17 protein-coding genes and 1 tRNA gene are annotated in these 18464 nt (G+C 41.5%); 15 read left to right on the forward strand and 3 right to left on the reverse strand.

Translation table 11 applies throughout. The features are described from left to right. Window positions 1–30 precede the first annotated feature (30 nt). A complete protein-coding gene (locus tag FNT16_RS11400) occupies window positions 31–1647 on the forward strand; it encodes a methyl-accepting chemotaxis protein (RefSeq protein WP_143871698.1) in 1617 nt (538 codons plus the stop codon). A gap of 12 nt (window positions 1648–1659) precedes the next feature. Next, entirely contained in the window at window positions 1660–2184 is a 525-nt protein-coding gene (gene msrA, locus FNT16_RS11405; RefSeq protein ID WP_143871699.1) for a peptide-methionine (S)-S-oxide reductase MsrA, read from the forward strand. Here the strand turns inward: msrA and FNT16_RS11410 are convergent. The 3 genes from FNT16_RS11410 to FNT16_RS11420 all read right to left on the reverse strand — a co-directional run bounded on the left by FNT16_RS11410 (window position 2181) and on the right by FNT16_RS11420 (window position 5134). Continuing rightward, window positions 2181–3170, reverse strand: coding sequence for an ion channel (locus tag FNT16_RS11410; RefSeq protein WP_143871700.1), 990 nt, complete (start codon window positions 3168–3170; stop codon window positions 2181–2183). The two genes, msrA and FNT16_RS11410, sit on opposite strands and share 4 nt — an antisense overlap. Before the next feature lie 103 nt (window positions 3171–3273). Next, window positions 3274–4938 carry a response regulator gene (locus FNT16_RS11415; RefSeq protein ID WP_143871701.1) on the reverse strand — a complete coding sequence of 555 codons (1665 nt, stop codon included), beginning with the start codon at window positions 4936–4938 and terminating at the stop codon, window positions 3274–3276. A gap of 111 nt (window positions 4939–5049) precedes the next feature. Beyond that, window positions 5050–5134: transfer RNA gene (locus FNT16_RS11420), tRNA-Tyr, on the reverse strand. A gap of 121 nt (window positions 5135–5255) precedes the next feature. On the opposite strand from FNT16_RS11420, the gene FNT16_RS11425 reads away from it, so the two are divergent. From FNT16_RS11425 to FNT16_RS11485, 13 genes are all read left to right on the forward strand, one after another. Further along, complete coding sequence (locus FNT16_RS11425; RefSeq protein WP_143871702.1) at window positions 5256–5783, forward strand: VC2046/SO_2500 family protein; 528 nt, start codon at window positions 5256–5258, stop codon at window positions 5781–5783. A gap of 100 nt (window positions 5784–5883) precedes the next feature. Continuing rightward, window positions 5884–8037 (forward strand): flagellar biosynthesis protein FlhA, encoded by a 2154-nt coding sequence (flhA, locus tag FNT16_RS11430; protein WP_143871703.1) that lies wholly within the window; start codon window positions 5884–5886, stop codon window positions 8035–8037. 51 nt (window positions 8038–8088) lie between these two features. Then, window positions 8089–9522, forward strand: coding sequence for a flagellar biosynthesis GTPase FlhF (gene flhF, locus FNT16_RS11435; protein WP_143871704.1), 1434 nt, complete (start codon window positions 8089–8091; stop codon window positions 9520–9522). An 18-nt stretch (window positions 9523–9540) separates the two neighbouring features. Next, window positions 9541–10395: a MinD/ParA family protein gene (locus FNT16_RS11440; RefSeq protein ID WP_221935022.1), complete on the forward strand. Its 855-nt coding sequence runs from the start codon at window positions 9541–9543 to the stop codon at window positions 10393–10395. 6 nt (window positions 10396–10401) lie between these two features. Beyond that, the gene (locus tag FNT16_RS11445) at window positions 10402–11124 is read left to right on the forward strand and encodes an RNA polymerase sigma factor FliA (protein WP_143871705.1); all 723 of its coding nucleotides are present in this window, start codon (window positions 10402–10404) and stop codon (window positions 11122–11124) included. 44 nt (window positions 11125–11168) lie between these two features. Continuing rightward, window positions 11169–11552 carry a chemotaxis response regulator CheY gene (cheY, locus tag FNT16_RS11450; protein ID WP_026016871.1) on the forward strand — a complete coding sequence of 128 codons (384 nt, stop codon included), beginning with the start codon at window positions 11169–11171 and terminating at the stop codon, window positions 11550–11552. 21 nt (window positions 11553–11573) lie between these two features. Beyond that, window positions 11574–12305, forward strand: a complete 732-nt coding sequence (locus FNT16_RS11455; protein WP_425456673.1) for a protein phosphatase CheZ — start codon at window positions 11574–11576, stop codon at window positions 12303–12305. A 16-nt stretch (window positions 12306–12321) separates the two neighbouring features. Next, window positions 12322–14556 carry a chemotaxis protein CheA gene (locus FNT16_RS11460; RefSeq protein WP_143871707.1) on the forward strand — a complete coding sequence of 745 codons (2235 nt, stop codon included), beginning with the start codon at window positions 12322–12324 and terminating at the stop codon, window positions 14554–14556. An 18-nt stretch (window positions 14557–14574) separates the two neighbouring features. Then, window positions 14575–15711 carry a protein-glutamate methylesterase/protein-glutamine glutaminase gene (locus FNT16_RS11465; RefSeq protein ID WP_143871708.1) on the forward strand — a complete coding sequence of 379 codons (1137 nt, stop codon included), beginning with the start codon at window positions 14575–14577 and terminating at the stop codon, window positions 15709–15711. A gap of 13 nt (window positions 15712–15724) precedes the next feature. Further along, a complete protein-coding gene (locus FNT16_RS11470) occupies window positions 15725–16498 on the forward strand; it encodes a ParA family protein (RefSeq protein ID WP_143871709.1) in 774 nt (257 codons plus the stop codon). 7 nt (window positions 16499–16505) lie between these two features. Continuing rightward, on the forward strand, window positions 16506–17315 hold the full coding sequence (locus tag FNT16_RS11475; RefSeq protein ID WP_143871710.1) for a chemotaxis protein CheW: 810 nt from the start codon (window positions 16506–16508) through the stop codon (window positions 17313–17315). 24 nt (window positions 17316–17339) lie between these two features. Further along, entirely contained in the window at window positions 17340–17831 is a 492-nt protein-coding gene (locus FNT16_RS11480) for a chemotaxis protein CheW (RefSeq protein WP_143871711.1), read from the forward strand. 4 nt (window positions 17832–17835) lie between these two features. Beyond that, window positions 17836–18243, forward strand: coding sequence for a DUF2802 domain-containing protein (locus FNT16_RS11485; protein WP_143871712.1), 408 nt, complete (start codon window positions 17836–17838; stop codon window positions 18241–18243). Window positions 18244–18464: the final 221 nt, after the last annotated feature.

The following is an 18464-nucleotide window of genomic DNA, read 5'->3' on the forward strand; positions in this document are numbered from 1 at the left end:
AATTTCACAATTGATGAGGTTAACTGGTCGATGAATATGCATAGTATTCGGGCAAAAAGCTCGTTGCCGATCGCGGCACTTGCGATAACGCTAGTTGTCGTATTTTTTACCTTTTTACATTTACTGTCATTACAAGAAGATGCACTGGAAACGCAATCGGAAAAATTTATTAAATCAATCTCTGCTGTGCTAAATGCCGATCGGGATTTATATCAAGCGAAGGTGGCACAATTAAACGTATTAACAGGTTTGGGCAGTTTTGAAGAAAATAACAAGGAAATGCGTGAAAACGCAGCACAGGTAAAAGAAAGGTTTAATGCGTATCGCAGATATTTAGCCGACTATCCGGATGTTACCAACAAATTTGCTTCGTTTGAGAGAGCTTATAAAGATTGGTATCAAGCCTCAGAGGGGCTATTAGATAGTAAGGATGAGAGTCTTGAAGCGAGACGAAGACTGATTGTTGCAACCGATGTTAAGTTTCAAGCTGTCCGTGACATTCTTGATAAGGCGGGCGAAGCCGCAGAACAAAAATCAGAACAACTTAAAACTGAATTAGAAAGTGAGGTTTCGGCCTTTAAAAACAGTGCGTTTATTTTGATTATTATCATATTGCTTGTTGCTGGATGGTTTAGTTATCAAGTACCCAAACAACTTACCGGTCAAATCAACTTTTTAACGGGGCGTATTCGCGAAATTGCTTCTGGCAATGGCGACTTAACTGCGACTATTGATGTTCAAAGTAGAGATGAATTCGGTGAGCTTGCCATTCAGTTTAATCGATTTGTCGGAAATTTGCGTGAATTGATTAAGGCGGTTTTACACCAGTCAGCTGAATTGTCAGAACTGACTAATACTTTGCAAGATTCGTCGCAAAAAACACGTAGTGTAACGCAAACATTAAACAAGGCTTCAGACTCAATTGTCAGTGCGGTGCACGAAATGAATATCTCAAACAAAGAGATGGCACAAGTTGCCAGTGGCTCAGCGGAAGAAGCTGAAAATTCAAGTACTAAAGCTCAACAAGGTATTTCGGTTGTGGCGCACTCTAACTCAAGTATTGCTGAGTTGTCTGCCGATATGGATACCGCACTGAGCTTTTCTGCTGAGCTGGAGAAAAGCTCGGAAGACATTGCGTCGGTTCTAGATGTCATTCGTGGTATTGCCGAACAAACTAATTTACTGGCGTTAAATGCGGCAATTGAAGCGGCCAGGGCAGGCGAGCAAGGTCGGGGGTTTGCGGTCGTCGCTGATGAGGTACGCACACTTGCAACTCGGACTCAAGAAAGTACTAACCATATTCAGGAAATGATTGAACAATTGCAACACAATGTAAATCGTTCTTCAGATGCAATTACCAGTGGGAAAAAGAACGTTGATAAAACAATTGATAGCTTTGGCGAAACTAATCAGGTTTTTGAAGCCCTGCTGCAGTCTGCGCAAAGAGTAAATGAATTATCTACACAAACGGCTCAGGCAACAGAAGAGCAAAGTGCTGTGTCAGACGATATAAGCCAAAATTTATTTAATTTAAACGAAGAGAGCGGCCATGCATCGTCCATTGCGGAGAGTTCTGAAAGTTTGGCGAAGCGCATTAAAAATTTGTCAGAAAATTTAAACGGGCTAGTCTCTAAATTTAGAGTTTAACCGGAGGTACATATGCAAACTGCGATATTAGCTGGGGGGTGCTTTTGGTGTATAGAAAGTGCTTTTAATCGTTTGGTGGGTGTTAAACATGCTGTATCTGGCTATTGTGGCGGTACAGAAGCAACGGCAAACTATCAAGCCGTGTGTACTGGCAACACTGATCATGCGGAAGCGGTGAAAGTGGAATTTGACGAAAATATTATTAGTTACCTTGATATATTAAGCATTTTTTTTGATTTGCATGATCCGACGCAACTCAACCGTCAGGGTAACGATATCGGGCGGCAATACCGCAGTGTAATATTTTATTTAAATGAAGAGCAACAGCGTCAAGCGGTTGACTTTGTTGCCAAGCAGCAGGCTCATTTTAGCCAAGCTATCGTCACCGAAATTGTACCTAATGAGGCGTTTTATACCGCAGAGGGTTATCATCAGAACTATTATGAACATAATAGTCGCCAGCCTTATTGTCAGGTTGTGATAAGCCCTAAACTGCAAAAAATAGCCGATAAGTACGCAGACAAATTAAAGTCTTAACGTGTCATCTTTTTAACAAATACGACTACGAATAACGCCATCGTAAAGCTGCCGGTAAAAGCTTCGCATGCTGCGACTATGCGGGCTGGACCGATTGGCGTAATATCCCCATAGCCTAGCGTAGTAAAGGTCACAACACTGTAATATAGGGCACTGAAGAAGTCTGAGATATTCTCGCTTATAGTTTGTTGGCTGCTGAGTTGTATGCGTTCTTCACCAAACTGAACACCTAGTAAAAAGTAGCAGACAGCACATGTTAAAATCAACATCATAGAAAACAAGATGACATTTGCAGGTCGCTCACCATAACCACAGAATAGATCAACAATTTTTGATATCACCCTATCTCTGGAAAACTTAGGCATTTGCATCCGGCGCATGGTTAATTCTTTATGGATACAATAACCGGTCAGATCAAATAAACCTTGGTTTTCTGAGGCTTTTCGCACATCGCGGTAAATCTCTTCCGCTTGTTCAAAGTTGTCCTGCGCAGCATCTAAATTGTCTTGTTGTAATGCTTCTTGTGCTAGTTTTTCTTGTATTAACTTATTGCCAAGTTGGATATTATCAATTTTCGTATTAGCGAGTTTTATACCCAGTAAATTGGTATCAACGAGTTTGGCACAATGAAGGTTTGCTTCTGTTAAATCGGCTTTCATCAGTGAACCACCGTTTAACCGGATATTAAATAAATGGGCATTTTTTAAATTAGCACGATATAAATCAGAACCTGAAAAATCGTAACCTAAATTACTGCCTTTTCGAACTAAATTGATACCTTCTAAGTTGGCATACTTTAATTGCAATCCTTGAGTTATGCCGCCCGAAGATGCAAAACGCTCTAGTTTATCGGTTAACTCCATGCCTTTTTTGTCAAATGTTGGGTCATGCCAAAAACAAAAGCCATTTCCCATATCTACTTCTTGACAATAACTGCCGTTAGGGGAGGCGTATTTGCAAGTACCAAACTTTTCTTTATCGTGCATATTAAGATTTCATTTTAATTACTTGTTATTGGAGCTATTTTTTACTTTAGCAATGACTATTTATAAGCCTATTGCAATCTCTTTCAATTGCAAACATTTAAAGCTAATTTTTTCTCGATGATTGTTCTGCGATTAAATTGTCGTACTGTCCACGTAGTTTTTGATAACGCTCAAGTTGCTTTGTCGGTAATTTGATATCAGACAAGGATTGAAAAGCTTTATTTACTCGTTTTACCAAGTCTTCAGGATATTTTCCTGTTGTTTCCATTAATTTGAAAATAGCTAAAATTAAATTCAATGTTCCCCCTGTATGTAGAGGCGCATATTTTAAAGCTTGATCAAATGAGTTAACGGCTTGCATATATTCGTCAGCTTTATAAGCTTCGATGCCAGCTTGGTTTAATTCACTAAAAGCGCGCTGTTTACTTTCTGACGCTTTAAGATAATGCTCTAAGTTATCTTTGATAAATTGATTTCTGTTTTGGCTGGAATTCGCAACTTGTTCTATCCAACTTTCGGCTGTTTCAAACTCGCCTATTTTAAGTAAAACGGCTACTTTATCAAAAATAAACGGGTCATCTTCGCCCTCAACTTGATTGTCTTGTGCTTTACTTTGTATTGCATAAAGTTGCTTTTTAGCCGCTAAGAGCTGGTTCTCAAGGCTTTCCAAACGAGCGCGACATAAGCCTTCAAACGCGTTATAGTCCATTTCATGCGTAATAAGCTCGTCATGTCGGCCTCGTTGCAATGCTAAGGAGGCTTCTTGCATCAATTTATTTTGCTCAGATTTATCTTCCGTATGTTCAGCGGCATTGATAACCGAACGTATGTAATTAAGCAGGTGAATATCATCCTGATTAATTGACTTACGGGACATGTCTAATATGCTTTTACAGGCATCTTTTACAATTTCATGCATATCGCATTTTTGCGCGACCTCGCATAGCCTGTACTGCCTTTCTATTGAGTAAGGTGATAATTCTACTGCTTTAATCGCCATTTCAAGCGAATTTGTAATGTGGCCTGATTTTAATAATGCTTGGCTGAGTAAATCATACGAGTCAATGATTAACGGAGCCTGATTGATCACCTCACTGGCGAGCCGTACCGCCTCACTGTATTTTTCCTGATGGTAATAGGTCCGCGCTAATTGTATTTGACCCCAGGTAAAAGGTTTATGTGCCAGTAATTTTTGCAGTAGATATTCAGCTTGCTGATACTTGCCCATTTTGCAAAGCAGCTCGGCGAGCAAGTTGTTGCAATAATTTCGGTAGCGGCTTTTATCTTGGATAAGTTTTTTGCATTCTAGTATGGCTTCATCGTACTTTCCGTCAAACATGGCGCGATGGACTGGGATTAATGCTGCGCGTTTTTGGTAACATTTTTCTAGTCTGAATTTAAGCACATTTTGTGAAAATGGCTTCATCACATAGTCATCTGGTTGTAATTCTACCGCACCGAGTACCATAGGGCGGTGGTTTTCACCGGTTACCATAATGCTAATACTATGAGGCCCTAGTAATTTTCTGCTGTGGAGTTCTTCAATCACCTGACGGCCATTTTTTCTATGTCCGCCTAAATTGTAATCAACCAATACAAAGTCATAAACTCTGCCGCGTGCAGCACTGATTGCTGCCTCACCGGTTGCGACGGCATTAACATTGCGAGCTCCTAGGTTAATCAGAATACCTTTTAGCATTATCTGAAAAGGACGTTGGTCATCGACAATCAAAAAGCTTTTATCGGCATACGTCAATCCTGATTTCATGCGAACCTTGTAACGGATATAAAATTAAATTATTTACTGAATGTTATTTTTGCGCAAGAGGAGAAAGTGAATAATAAAGTGAATAATACAGATGCTTGGCTTTAGTAAAGATGGTGGAGGGAGCTGGATTCGAACCAGCGAAGGCAGAGCCGTCAGATTTACAGTCTGATCCCTTTGGCCACTCGGGAACCCCTCCTCAAAGACGGGCGGCATAGTAACAAAATTATTTGAACTGTAAAGTCTTTTTATTAAAAAATTAAAGAAACCTATTGTTGAGTCGATGTATTGTATATTGTTCATTCAATTACCTTCTTGTTATGCAAGCTGAATTACCTATACCACTCATTGACGAGCTACATATACGATATGGATTAAATGCCGCGATTAATGGTCAGCGTCGTCCAGATTTTGCAATGACGTTGGCAATGTTCTCAGCGGATGTCATTGAACATGCCCAATTCAGTATCGCTAAATCGGCTTTAGGTCAGATTGAAAAAGATGAAGATATATTAAAGCAACAGCTTGGCGTTAGAGCTATTTATAAACTGAAAGCAGACGATCAGGCTTATGAATCAGCCAGTCAACAAAATTTGGCGTTACATCAATCTGGGAGTAGTCAGGTGAGGTTGTTAGCGGGATTGCAGCAAGCTGCGTTGTCACAATTTAACGATCCAAAGAAAATTGACCAACATGTTATTCAAAACGTCAATTTACATGTGCTCAACAAAATAGCGCGATTAGAGCAGGCCAATCAAGACACGCCAGATGATAAATCAACTACAGGTGAAGACGCCGACGCGACGGGCTTGCTAGATGTGCTCAACCAACTTCAGGCTTCTCACTAAGCTGAATTAGCTATTCACCCCAATCTCTTAAATTTATTCACTTTGGCCCTAATATTGCTTATATACTGCCAGTGTTTTTCATCGCTGGATTATTGACGGTATGCAATTAGCCGAAGCGTTTCAGAAAATAAATTTCAACAAAGACAAATTACAACAAGTTACAGGGTTAGGGGTTGCCACTGGAGTACTAGCGGTTCTGGCAATGGTTGTATTGCCGATTCCTGCATTACTGTTGGATATCTTATTTTCGTTCAATATCGCCCTCTCTATGGTGATATTGTTAGTCGTTGTATATACCCTGAAACCCCTTGAATTTGGTGCTTTCCCAACGGTTATACTGTTGGCGACCGTCTTTCGACTTGCGCTAAATATTGCTTCTACTCGTATTGTTTTGCTTGAAGGCCACCAAGGCGGCGATGCAGCAGGGCAAGTCATTGCGTCATTTGGTGAAGTGGTTATTGGTGGTAATTACGCTGTTGGTCTGGTTGTTTTTGCAATTTTAATGATTATCAACTTTAAGGTTGTGACAGCGGGTGCTGGACGTATATCAGAGGTGAGTGCGAGGTTTACCCTAGACAGTATGCCGGGTAAGCAGATGGCGATTGATGCAGATTTAAATGCTGGTTTTATTAATCAAGAAGAAGCGGTTGAAAGACGAAAAGAAATTACTGAAGAAGCCGACTTTTACGGTTCAATGGATGGTGCCAGCAAATTTGTTAAAGGGGATGCGATCGCTGGTCTATTGATTATGTTAATCAATATTGCCGGTGGTTTAGTGATTGGTATGGTGCAGCATGACTTAGCTTTTTCTGATGCCATCGAGATCTATACATTACTGACCATCGGGGACGGATTGGTTGCGCAAATACCTTCGTTATTATTGTCAGTCGGCACCGCCATCGTCGTAACGCGTCAAAATACGTCTGTAGAGTTGGGCGATCAACTGACGGCGCAGCTTGGCAATACCAAAGCATTGTATATTGCTTCTGCGATTTTATTTGTAATGGGGATTATTCCTGGAATGCCACATTTGGCATTTATAACCTTAGCTTTATGTGTCGCTGGCGCGGGCTATTTCTTAGCACAAAAACGAGCTGAGGCGGGATCAAAGTCAGGCAGTTTAATTCGTGGTGGAAAAGCACAGGGCAAAGGTAGTTCGGCGTCCGGGCAAGCTAAATCTTTGCCAGATTCAGGCAAAGCACCTACCGAGCCTCAGGAGATTAGCTGGGATGATGTTCAACCAATGGACGTGATAGGGCTTGAAGTCGGATATCGTTTAATACCACTTGTAGATAAATCGCAAGGTGGTGAGTTGTTATCCAGAATCAAAGGCGTGCGTAAAAAGCTCTCGCAAGAAATGGGCTTTTTAGTGCCTGCCGTGCATATCCGCGATAATCTCGATTTAGCGCCCAATATCTATCGTATTTCTTTGATGGGCGTTGTGATAGGTGAAGCTGAAATTTATCATGACAGAGAAATGGCGATTAACCCGGGACAAGTTTTTGGTAAGTTGCAAGGTGTTAAAACAACCGATCCTGCATTTGGTTTGGAAGCTGTCTGGATTAATCCTGAGCAACGTGAGCAAGCACAAACACTTGGCTATACAGTGGTCGATGCTTCTACGGTCGTCGCGACACACTTAAGTCAGTTACTAACCAACAATGCATGGCAGTTGATTGGGCACGAAGAAGCTCAGAACCTTTTAGATATGTTGGCGAAATCTTATCCTAAGTTGGTTGAAGGATTGGTGCCGGACATGTTGAGCTTGTCCTGTGTTGTTAAGGTAATGCAGAATCTATTGTATGAAGGCGTGGTTATACGAGATATGCGAACCATGGTTCAAACCCTTGTTGAATATGCACCTAAGAGCCAGGATCCTGATGTATTAACTGCTGCAGTGCGTATCGCGCTGAGAAAATTAATCGTGCAGGATATTTCAGGGGGGATGGAAGAATTGCCTGTCATAACTTTGGCGCCAGAGTTGGAGCAGATTTTGCATCAGTCTATGCAATCAGGTGGTGCTGAAGGGGGCGGGATAGAACCCGGCTTGGCTGAACGCATTCAAACAGCGTTAAAAGAATCGTCGCAACAACAAGAAATGAACGGCGAACCCTCAGTGTTATTAACGTCTGGCATACTAAGAACTGTGCTGGCTCGATTTACTAAACACACAGTACCTGGGCTTCACGTATTGTCATATCAGGAAATACCGGACGACAAGCAAATCCGGATAGTTCATTCGATAGGTCAATAGCGTCAAAAAAGTGTCTAGTTATGTTTTTACAAGCATGGCTGAGGAGTAAAAATGAAAATTAAACGTTTTGTTGCCAAAGATATTCGTTCAGCATTAAACCAAGTTAAAGCGACATTGGGGCCGGATGCCGTGATAATGTCAAATACAAAGGTTGCTGAAGGGATTGAAATTGTTGCTGCGATCGATACCGAGCATAATACTAAAACAACCGCATCAGAAGCCCAACCTGCTGTTAAAGCTAACGCAGCAAAACAATCGTATCGTGATACCTTGCTAGCCGAAGACGAAGAAGAAATAAAAATGTCGGATAGTTTGCAGTCGTTGCTTAAACGACAAGGACAAAAAACAGCTTCTAAACCACCGCGCGAAAATGCCGCACAAGATAATTTTAAAGCCAACAAAGCCAGAATGATTCGTTCATTGGCCAATTCAGTTGATGGCTTTGCAGAGCCAGAACCAGAAAAGCAAGACATTTCGTTAAGTGAGTTGTTTCAAAAAGCAGATCAAAGACAAGCGGCCAGAAAGCCTGCTCCTGCCTCTATGGCAACACCAGAGACAAATAGTGAGCTTAAGTCAATTAAAGCTGAAATGGCGGAATTACGTAGCCTATTACAGCATCAGGTGTCGGGTTTGATGTGGCAAGAGATGGCGCGCAGTGAACCGATGCGGGCCTATATTGTAGATCGCTTATCAAAAATGGGCATTGCCAGCGAAGTTGCCGATCAAATTGCAAGCTTTTTACCAGATGGTATTGAACAGAATGAAGCCTGGGATCACGCGTTGGAATTATTGACCAGTCAAATTTCTGTCACTAATAATGATATTATGCGTCGTGGCGGTGTGGTTGCGTTATTAGGTCCAACAGGCGTTGGAAAAACAACGACAGTCGCGAAATTAGCCGCGCACTTTGCGAAAAAGCATGGACCGGACTCAGTTGCTTTAGTGACAACAGACACCTATCGAATCGGTGCGCACGAACAATTACAAACGTATGCAAAAATAATCGGCTGCCCGTGCAAAGTAGTCCGCCAACCGGAAGAGTTGTCTGATACACTTCACCAATTGAGAAACCGTAAACTGGTATTAATTGATACCGCAGGTGTTGGGCAACGAGACATCCGATTGGCAGAACAATTAGACGGACTGATGAAATCTGCTAATGTTAAGATACGTAGTTATTTAGTATTACAGGCAACTTCTCAACGTAGAGTGCTAATGGAAGCTGTACAACAGTTTAAACGTACAGCATTGACCGGTTGTATCTTAACAAAACTGGATGAATGCATGAGTTTAGGAGAAATTATTAGTGTTGCCATTCAAAATGCGTTGCCAATCGGGTATCTTACTGACGGTCAGCGTGTGCCTGAGGACATAAAAGCAGCAAGTGCACAATATTTAACCGAAAAGGCCACCGGTTTGATGGATGATCGTGATTTTTCTCATCCATACTGGTTTACAGATAACGCTCGACAGCCTATATATTAAATAGATTTTATGAAGATAATGAACCAGTTAGGTGATCAGGCCAATGGCCTTCGAACTATGAAGCAGAAAAAGATAAAAGTAATTGCGGTTACAGGTGGTAAAGGTGGAGTTGGTAAAAGCAACGTCTCTTTGAATACCGCTGTTGCTATGGCGCAGCAAGGTAAGCGTGTGCTGGTTTTTGATGCTGATTTAGGGTTAGCAAACGTAGACGTGATGTTGGGGCTTCGTGTTGAGAAAAATTTATCTCACCTGTTGGCTGGGGAATGTGAATTAGATGATATATTAATTACCGGCCCGCATGGTATTCAAATTGTACCCGCCGCATCAGGTACGCGGAATATGGTAGAACTTACACCCCAAGAACATGCTGGATTGATTCGCGCTTTTAGCGAATTACATCGTGAATATGATGTATTGATCGTCGATACAGCGGCGGGGATCTCAGACATGGTATTGAGCTTTTCGCGAGCTGCGCAGGATGTCATGGTCGTTGTGTGTGATGAACCCACTTCAATTACGGATGCTTATGCCCTGATGAAGGTACTCAACAGAGATTTTGGTGTTTTTCGTTTTAAAATTGTTGCAAATATGGTGCGTTCAATGCGGGAAGGGCAAGAATTATTTGCTAAACTGTCAAAAGTAACTGACCGATTTTTGGATGTGGCGATAGAATTAGTGGCAATTATTCCATTTGATGAAAATATAAGGAAATCCGTTAGGCGACAAAAAACAATAGTGGATGCATTTCCAAAGTCGCCAGCAGCAATCGCCTTTAAAGCGCTAGCTGCTAGAGCAGGCAAGTGGCCAATTCCAGACAATGCGACTGGCCACTTAGAGTTTTTTATTGAACAATTGGTAACACCAGGAGCTTAATCTGTTGTGAATAAAGTGGCGGCTTATCAATCAGTTGATCAAAAACAAGCACTGGTGGAATTACATGCGGGACTTGTTAAGCGCATTGCTCATCATATGATGGCGCGATTACCTGCCAGTGTCCAGGTTGATGACCTAATTCAGGCCGGTATGATAGGATTGCTAGAGGCATCAAAAAACTTTGATGGCAGTAAAGGAGCCAGCTTTGAAACCTTTGCGGGTATCCGTATTCGTGGTGCGATGTTAGATGAAATCCGCCGTGGTGACTGGGCTCCACGCTCAGTACATAAGAATAGTCGAATGATAGCAAAAGCGATTTCTGATGTTGAAAAAGAAACTGGACGAGATGCTCGTGACACAGAAGTTGCTGAAAAACTTGATATTACGCTAGATGAATACCATCATATTCTAAATGATGTAAATTGTGGCAAGATTATTGGCATTGAAGATTTAGGCGTAACGGATGATGTTATCGGTAGTAATGAAGATAAGCACTCAGACGAGCCGTTTGAAGATATTGCACATGGTGCATTTCAAGGTGCATTGGCGAAAGCAATTGAAACCTTGCCAGAACGTGAAGCCTTGGTATTATCCTTATACTACGATGAAGAATTAAATTTGAAAGAAATTGGTGCTGTTTTAGATGTGAGTGAATCTCGAGTGAGTCAAATTCACAGCCAAGCTATGCACAGGTTAAAAGCTCGGCTAAAAAGCTGGCATCAAAATTAAACTAGAATTTTGCTCTATAGAGATATGCTCAAGCGGAGGAAGCTTTGGATAAAAACATGAAAGTGCTGGTTGTTGATGACTTCTCAACAATGAGACGAATAATAAAAAACTTGCTTAGAGACTTAGGTTTTACCAATGTTTCAGAGGCTGATGATGGCGCAACTGCTTTACCTATGTTGCAAAATGGCGATTTTGAGTTTGTCGTAACAGACTGGAATATGCCTGGTATGCAAGGTATTGATTTGCTTCGAGCAATCAGAGCAGATGCTAAACTTAAACACATTCCGGTGCTTATGGTAACTGCTGAGGCGAAAAAAGAACAAATAATTGCAGCGGCTCAGGCGGGGGTAAATGGTTACATTGTTAAACCTTTTACAGCGGCCACTTTAAAAGAGAAGCTCGATAAAATTTTTGAGCGTCTTGGTTAAGTTTGCATCGGGAGAACAATATTGTTGCCAAATGCCCCTTTAATTAGTCTGGAAGACGCCCGTCGTTTAGTGACTTGTTTAGAACAAGGTGATAATGATACGGCTAACCAAATTTTGCACACCGTGACTCAAGCAGCTTCTGCTGAGCTTTTTGAAGAGGTTGGAAAGTTAACCAGACAGTTGCATGATTCTATTGGTGGATTTCAGCTCGACATGAGATTAGCTGATTTGGCTACGGAAGATATTCCTGATGCGAAAGATCGCTTAGCTTATGTAATGGATTTAACAGAAAAATCAGCTAATAAAACAATGGATGCAGTTGAAGAGTGTCTGCCTATCGCGGTAGAGCTCAACGAGAATATTCAAAACATTATCCCAACTTGGGATAAATTAATGAATCGTAAAATAGAATTAAGTGAATTTAAAACGTTGTGCCATGATGTCGACCGCTTATTAAAACAATCACAAAGCGGTTCAGAAAACTTAAAAGTACGTTTAAATGATGTACTTATGGCACAAGATTTTCAAGATTTAACCGGACAAGTCATCCGTCGAGTAATTGATTTAGTAAAAGAAGTTGAAGACAATTTAATCAATTTACTCACAGTGTTTGGTACTCCGCAAAGTGATAAAAATACTAACAAAGCTGAAGATGGTGGTGCTGAAGGGCCTATCATTAATGCAGAAGAAAGAGCGGATGCAGTATCAAATCAAGATGAAGTGGATGACTTATTATCTAGTTTAGGTTTTTAATTAGGGGACAGGTTCCATGAGCTTTGATGTAGATGAAGATATATTGCAGGATTTTTTAGTCGAAGCGGCTGAAATTCTGGAACAGTTATCTGAGCAGCTAGTGGAGCTAGAAAATAATCCTGAAGACTCCGATTTGCTGAATGCGATATTTCGTGGCTTCCACACGGTAAAAGGCGGTGCTGGATTTTTGGCCATGACACACCTCGTTGATGCATGTCACGGGGCAGAAAACGTTTTTGATATACTGCGCAAAGGTCAGCGTGATGTAACACCAGAACTAATGGATGTTATTCTTCAAGCGCTGGATACAATCAACGTAATGTTTGCGCAAATTCAAAACCGAGAGGAACCTGAGCCAGCAGACCCTCAGTTACTGGATACTTTACACAAGCTCAGTCATCCTGCCAGTGAAGACGCGACAACTTCTGAAAATAATACAGATGAAGCCAGTATTGAGTTATTTGATACTGCACTTGATGAATCGGCTCAAGATGCTGTAGGAGCGGAAAATAGCGAACAAACTGCTGATTCAGGTGCGCCACTTGATGAAATTACTGATGATGAATTTGAGAAGTTATTAGATCAGCTGCATGGTACCAACAAGGGGCCAACAAATTCTGCGCCGGCTCCAACTCCAGCCCCAGCTCCAGCTTCTAATGTTGCCAGCAGTGGTGATGAAATTTCGGATGATGAATTTGAAGCACTGCTGGATGAATTGCATGGTAAAGGTCAATTTAAAGCGGGGAGCGAACCGTCAGCAGCTGCGGCTAAACCTGAGCCACAACCAGTTGTTTCCTCCAGCGCATCTGGTGGCGATGAGATTTCCGATGATGAATTCGAAGCTTTGCTTGACGAATTACATGGCAAGGGGAAAGCACCAACGGCTAAAGAACAAGCGGCTGTACCAGCCCCAACTCCAACGCCTAGCCCCGCAAAAACGCCAGCGCCAACGCCAGCAGTAAAAGCAAGTGCTCCAGCAGCAAGTGCAAAAGCGAAAACGCCAGCAGCTTCCGCACCTGCTGCAACTAAACCTGTCGCAGCAGAAAAGAAAAAAGCAGCTCCACCGGCACCTGCAGCTGAAACCACGGTTCGTGTTGATACCAAACGACTCGATCAAATTATGAATATGGTGGGTGAACTGGTGCTCGTCAGAAATAGACTGGTCAGTCTTGGCATCAATGTTAACGATGAAGAAATGTCTAAAGCGATTGCCAATTTAGATGTAGTGACTGGTGATTTGCAAGGCGCTGTAATGAAAACACGAATGCAGCCAATAAAGAAAGTTTTTGGCCGTTTCCCTCGTGTTGTTAGAGATTTAGCGCGTTCACTTAATAAAGAGATATCTTTAGAGCTAGAAGGTGAAGAAACTGATTTAGATAAAAACCTGGTTGAAGCTTTAGCAGATCCTTTGGTGCACTTGGTTCGTAATTCGGTTGATCATGGTATTGAAATGCCCGATGTGCGTGCTGCGAACGGTAAAGCTCGGTGTGGTACAGTTAAATTGGCCGCATCACAAGAAGGCGATCATATCTTACTAACCATCACAGATGATGGTGCTGGTATGGATCCTGAAAAATTAAAGGGCATTGCGATCAAAAATGGAATTTTAGATGTCGATGCCGCTGGCAGAATGTCTGACAGTGAAGCTTATAACTTGATATTTGCGCCTGGTTTTTCAACTAAAGACCAAATTTCAGACATCTCTGGACGCGGTGTCGGCATGGATGTGGTGAAAACTAAGATAACCCAGCTTAATGGCTCTGTCGTCATCAAGTCTGAAAAAGGGGTGGGTACTCAATTAGAGATTAAAGTACCGCTCACGCTAGCGATACTGCCAACCTTAATGGTTATTGTATCTGGTCAGACATTTGCCTTGCCTCTAGCAGGTGTCAGTGAAATTATTAACTTGGACTTGAAAAAAACAAACACGGTTGATGGTCAGTTAACAATGATAGTGCGTAAAAAGGCAATTTCATTGTTTTATCTACAGGACTGGTTGACACGGAATAAGAACAAACAAAAATTGTGTTCCAGAGATATTGGTCATGTTGTGGTTGTCCAAGTTGGAACAGGTAAACAAGTTGGTTTTGTAGTAGATTCGTTAATTGGTCAGGAAGAAGTGGTTATTAAACCGCTGGATGCTTTGTTACAAGGTACTCCTGGAATGGCTGGGGCAACTATTACTAGCGACGGTGGTATAGCTTTAATTTTAGATGTACCCGGAATGCTAAAAAAATACGCTAAGCGTTGATAATATAAGGTAGTGTGAATGCCCATTCGAGTTTTGGTGGTCGACGACTCCAGCTTCTTCAGGCGAAGAGTGTCCGAGATTATCGAAAAAGATCCAGACTTAACCGTTATTGATACAGCGTTAAATGGTAAAGATGCAGTTGATAAAGCGGTTAGGTTGAAACCTGATGTGATCACTATGGATGTAGAGATGCCGGTGATGGATGGTATCGCTTCAGTTCGTGAGATCATGCGTCAGTACCCTACACCTATTTTAATGTTCTCTTCATTGACGCATGATGGCGCAAAGGCAACTTTAGATGCTTTGGAAGCAGGCGCATTAGATTTTTTACCGAAAAAATTTGAAGACATAGCGCGTAATAAAGAAGATGCTGTGTTGCTGCTTCAGACACGTATCAAACAAATTTCTAAGCGTCGGATCAGCATGCGAATGGCTGCCCTGCGCACATCAAGTCTGAATCGAGTTGCTACAAGTCGCGCAAATCGATTAAACGAGCAAACATCTAGTTTAAATAAAAAAAGTCTAGGCGAAAGTAAAAAAACGACACCTGTGGTTAAATCGCGTAGCGTCAATAAGAAATTTAAAATGTTGGCTATAGGTACCTCAACGGGTGGCCCTGTTGCTTTACAAACAATATTGACCCGTCTACCTGCCAACTTTCCTTGCCCAATTATTTTAGTTCAGCATATGCCTGCTGCATTTACATCGGCATTTGCCAGTCGTTTGAATAGCATGTGTCAAATTTCAGTAAAAGAAGCAGAAAATGGCGATCAACTCAAACCTGGCTGTGCTTATTTGGCGCCTGGTGGTAAACAAATGATGGTGGAAGGCAATTCAGCATCGGCAAAGCTATCTATTCGTGATGATAGTTCAGAGCGTTTAACCTATAAACCGAGTGTCGATGTAACCTTTGCTACTGCGTCAAAGGTGTATAGTGAGTCAGTGTTGGCTATTATTTTAACTGGCATGGGCGCGGATGGCCGGGAAGGGTGCCGACTACTTAAACAACAAGGTTCGTTAATTTGGGCACAAGACGAAGATTCGTGTGTAGTATATGGCATGCCGCAAGCAGTTTGCTCTGCTGGAATATCCAGTGAGTCTATCAGTTTAGATGCAATGGCTGATAGAATAAAAAGTGAGTTCAATTTAGTATGATTGAGGTACACTTTTGAAAGTATGGACAATCGCTAACCAAAAAGGCGGTGTAGGTAAAACTACAACAACGGTCAGTTTGGGGGGGATATTAGCAGAACGAGGAAAACGGGTTTTATTAATTGATACCGATCCGCACGCATCGCTGACTTATTATTTTGGCATCGATTCTGAAGAGCTAGATAACAGCGTATTTGATTTGTTCTTACAACGGAAAAACTTAAATAAAGAGCAAGTCCTACAAATGTTGTGCCCAACAACCTTGCCCAATCTAGACATTTTACCGGCGACAATGGCTTTAGCTACTTTAGATCGCAGGATGGGTAATCAAGGTGGGATGGGGCTGGTATTAAAAAAATCTATTGACCTGTTGGGTGATGAGTATGACTATGCTTTAATTGATTGTCCTCCGGTGCTGGGTGTTTTAATGGTAAATGCATTGGCAGCGTGTGAGCGGATCTTAGTGCCCGTTCAGACCGAGTTTTTGGCATTAAAAGGACTTGAACGAATGATGCGGACATTGTATTTGATGTCTCGTTCTCAAAAACGTGATTACAAGTGCACAATCGTACCTACAATGTTTGACAAAAGAACACGTGCATCACTGGAAGCATACAAAGAACTCAAAAAAACTTATGGTGATGTTGTTTGGTCTAGTGTTGTGCCAGTTGATACTAAGTTTAGAGATGCAAGCCTAGAGCAGTTGGTTCCCTCTATGTATGCACCTAAATCCCGAGGGGTGTTTGCCTACAATGCGTTATTGACGTTTTTATCTGAATTGGATAATTAGTGGTGATATGAGTAAAGGTGCTTTTGCAAATGAAGATGTAATGGAAGAATATCTAGACGCATTGTTAACAGAAGATGTGTCGGAATCTGTGCAGCTACGTAAACCAAAAAAAATAGAGCAGCAGTTGCCTGATGACCCCTACATGGATGATGTAGGGCTGCGAACTAAGCATGTGGAAGAGTTGCTTAAGAAAGTAGCTGTCACGCCAGAAATAGATGACGTTGAGCTCGAAAAAGTCGAACCGAAAGTATCGCAGCCGGTTGAGAATTTGCAAAGTCAGCAGGACACGCAAGAACTATCTCATACGCAAGTCGAGGTAGCTGGAGAAGCGGCGCCGGTTCAACAAAGGTCAGTGCAATTAAGTTCTGAGCAATCATTCCAAGCGTTGTTTTTTGAAGTCGCGGGTTTAACTTTAGCCGTACCGTTAACCGAATTAGGCGGTATCCACAATTTAACGGAAGTATCGCCATTATTCGGTAAACCTGATTGGTTTAAAGGGTTAATGATACACAGAGAACAAAAAATAAATGTGGTTGACAGTGCTTTATGGGTCATGCCTGAAAAATATGATGAAAAACTGGCAACATCATTAAATTACCAATATCTTATAATGTTAGGAGATAGTAATTGGGGACTCTCGTGTGAAACTCTGATTAATACAGTTACTTTAAATACAGATGATGTTAAATGGCGGGTCAGTGATGGAAAAAGACCCTGGCTTGCAGGCCTGGTAAAAGAAAAAATGTGTGCTCTTTTGGATGTTGGGCAATTAATTGAATTATTGAATAAGGGCCTGAACAGCCTGGATGATATTTGATGACGATTGAGTCGGAGCTGGAATATGAATAACGCAGATAGAAGTACCGTGGCAGATGCAGCCGATAATGAAATTTTACAATGGGTGACCTTTAAATTAGATGAGGAAACCTATGGTATCAATGTAATGCAAGTGCAGGAAGTACTGCGCTACTCTGAAATAGCACCAGTGCCAGGTGCACCAGATTATGTGCTGGGGATTATTAATTTGCGTGGTAATGTTGTCACTGTTATTGATACCCGCTCGCGTTTTGGTTTAAATCCATCTACAGTGTCAGATAATTCACGTATCGTAATTATTGAAGCGGAAAAACAGGTCATTGGAATATTAGTGGATAGCGTTGCAGAAGTGGTATATTTGAAGTCGTCAGAAATCGACAGCGCACCAAATGTCGGTACCGAAGAAAGTGCACGTTTTATCCAAGGTGTATCAAATAGAGGTAGCGAATTGTTGATCTTAGTTGACTTAAATAAACTACTAAGTGACGAAGAGTGGGATGAGTTGAGCGCCTTTTAATTATATGCAGTTAATTTATCTGTGGTGTGCATTGTTTTTTGCTGTTCTGGCAAATGCCTTGGTGTTGTGGGTGTGGTTGAGCAGCAAAAAAAATCAGCAAGTATTGCAAACAAATGTTGATGAGAAGCTTAGCCATTTAGAGCGCGAAAATAAAATTTTGCGTCATGAAATTAATGAAGTAAATGCTAGCAGTATCAGCATGGGCAAAAATATTCGTCAACTAGCGCAATATTTTGCCGAGTTAGAAAATCGTTTTAGTGAATTGGAATTGGTTGATCCTGAATCCAAGTTGTATAGCAGAGCGGCCAAATTGGCGGAAAAAGGGGCATCCATCGAAGAAATAATTGAAGAATGTGAGATCCCAAGAGCAGAAGCCGAGCTGGTCGTTTCACTGCGAAAACGCAAACGCTAATCCAATCTTTTATTTTATACAGTCACCCCATTTACCCTTATATACTATTCAAGTTTTTTTCTATACTTCTATACATATCAACTGCTCGTTTAGATAAAGTGCCAGTAAGCATAAAAACCTTCTAATGTGTAATGTCAACAAAGTGCGGTATACTTTACCCGAAAAAGGAATAAATTAGGTGTTCTAACAGCGGGCTTGTTGACGTCTATTCTGTACACAAA

The organism is Catenovulum sediminis (assembly GCF_007289895.1).
Lineage (GTDB): Bacteria > Pseudomonadota > Gammaproteobacteria > Enterobacterales > Alteromonadaceae > Catenovulum > Catenovulum sediminis.

What these genes read in the sequence shown, in the direction of transcription:
- FNT16_RS11460 (WP_143871707.1), top strand. Translation starts at nt 12,322, where the DNA reads ATGAGCTTTGATGTAGATGAAGATATATTGCAGGATTTTTTAGTCGAA.
- FNT16_RS11465 (WP_143871708.1), top strand. Translation starts at nt 14,575, where the DNA reads ATGCCCATTCGAGTTTTGGTGGTCGACGACTCCAGCTTCTTCAGGCGA.
- FNT16_RS11475 (WP_143871710.1), top strand. Translation starts at nt 16,506, where the DNA reads ATGAGTAAAGGTGCTTTTGCAAATGAAGATGTAATGGAAGAATATCTA.
- FNT16_RS11480 (WP_143871711.1), top strand. Translation starts at nt 17,340, where the DNA reads ATGAATAACGCAGATAGAAGTACCGTGGCAGATGCAGCCGATAATGAA.
- FNT16_RS11415 (WP_143871701.1), bottom strand. Translation starts at nt 4,938, where the DNA reads ATGAAATCAGGATTGACGTATGCCGATAAAAGCTTTTTGATTGTCGAT.
- msrA (WP_143871699.1), top strand. Translation starts at nt 1,660, where the DNA reads ATGCAAACTGCGATATTAGCTGGGGGGTGCTTTTGGTGTATAGAAAGT.
- FNT16_RS11410 (WP_143871700.1), bottom strand. Translation starts at nt 3,170, where the DNA reads ATGCACGATAAAGAAAAGTTTGGTACTTGCAAATACGCCTCCCCTAAC.
- FNT16_RS11485 (WP_143871712.1), top strand. Translation starts at nt 17,836, where the DNA reads ATGCAGTTAATTTATCTGTGGTGTGCATTGTTTTTTGCTGTTCTGGCA.
- FNT16_RS11400 (WP_143871698.1), top strand. Translation starts at nt 31, where the DNA reads ATGAATATGCATAGTATTCGGGCAAAAAGCTCGTTGCCGATCGCGGCA.
- flhA (WP_143871703.1), top strand. Translation starts at nt 5,884, where the DNA reads ATGCAATTAGCCGAAGCGTTTCAGAAAATAAATTTCAACAAAGACAAA.
- FNT16_RS11425 (WP_143871702.1), top strand. Translation starts at nt 5,256, where the DNA reads ATGCAAGCTGAATTACCTATACCACTCATTGACGAGCTACATATACGA.
- flhF (WP_143871704.1), top strand. Translation starts at nt 8,089, where the DNA reads ATGAAAATTAAACGTTTTGTTGCCAAAGATATTCGTTCAGCATTAAAC.
- FNT16_RS11440 (WP_221935022.1), top strand. Translation starts at nt 9,541, where the DNA reads ATGAACCAGTTAGGTGATCAGGCCAATGGCCTTCGAACTATGAAGCAG.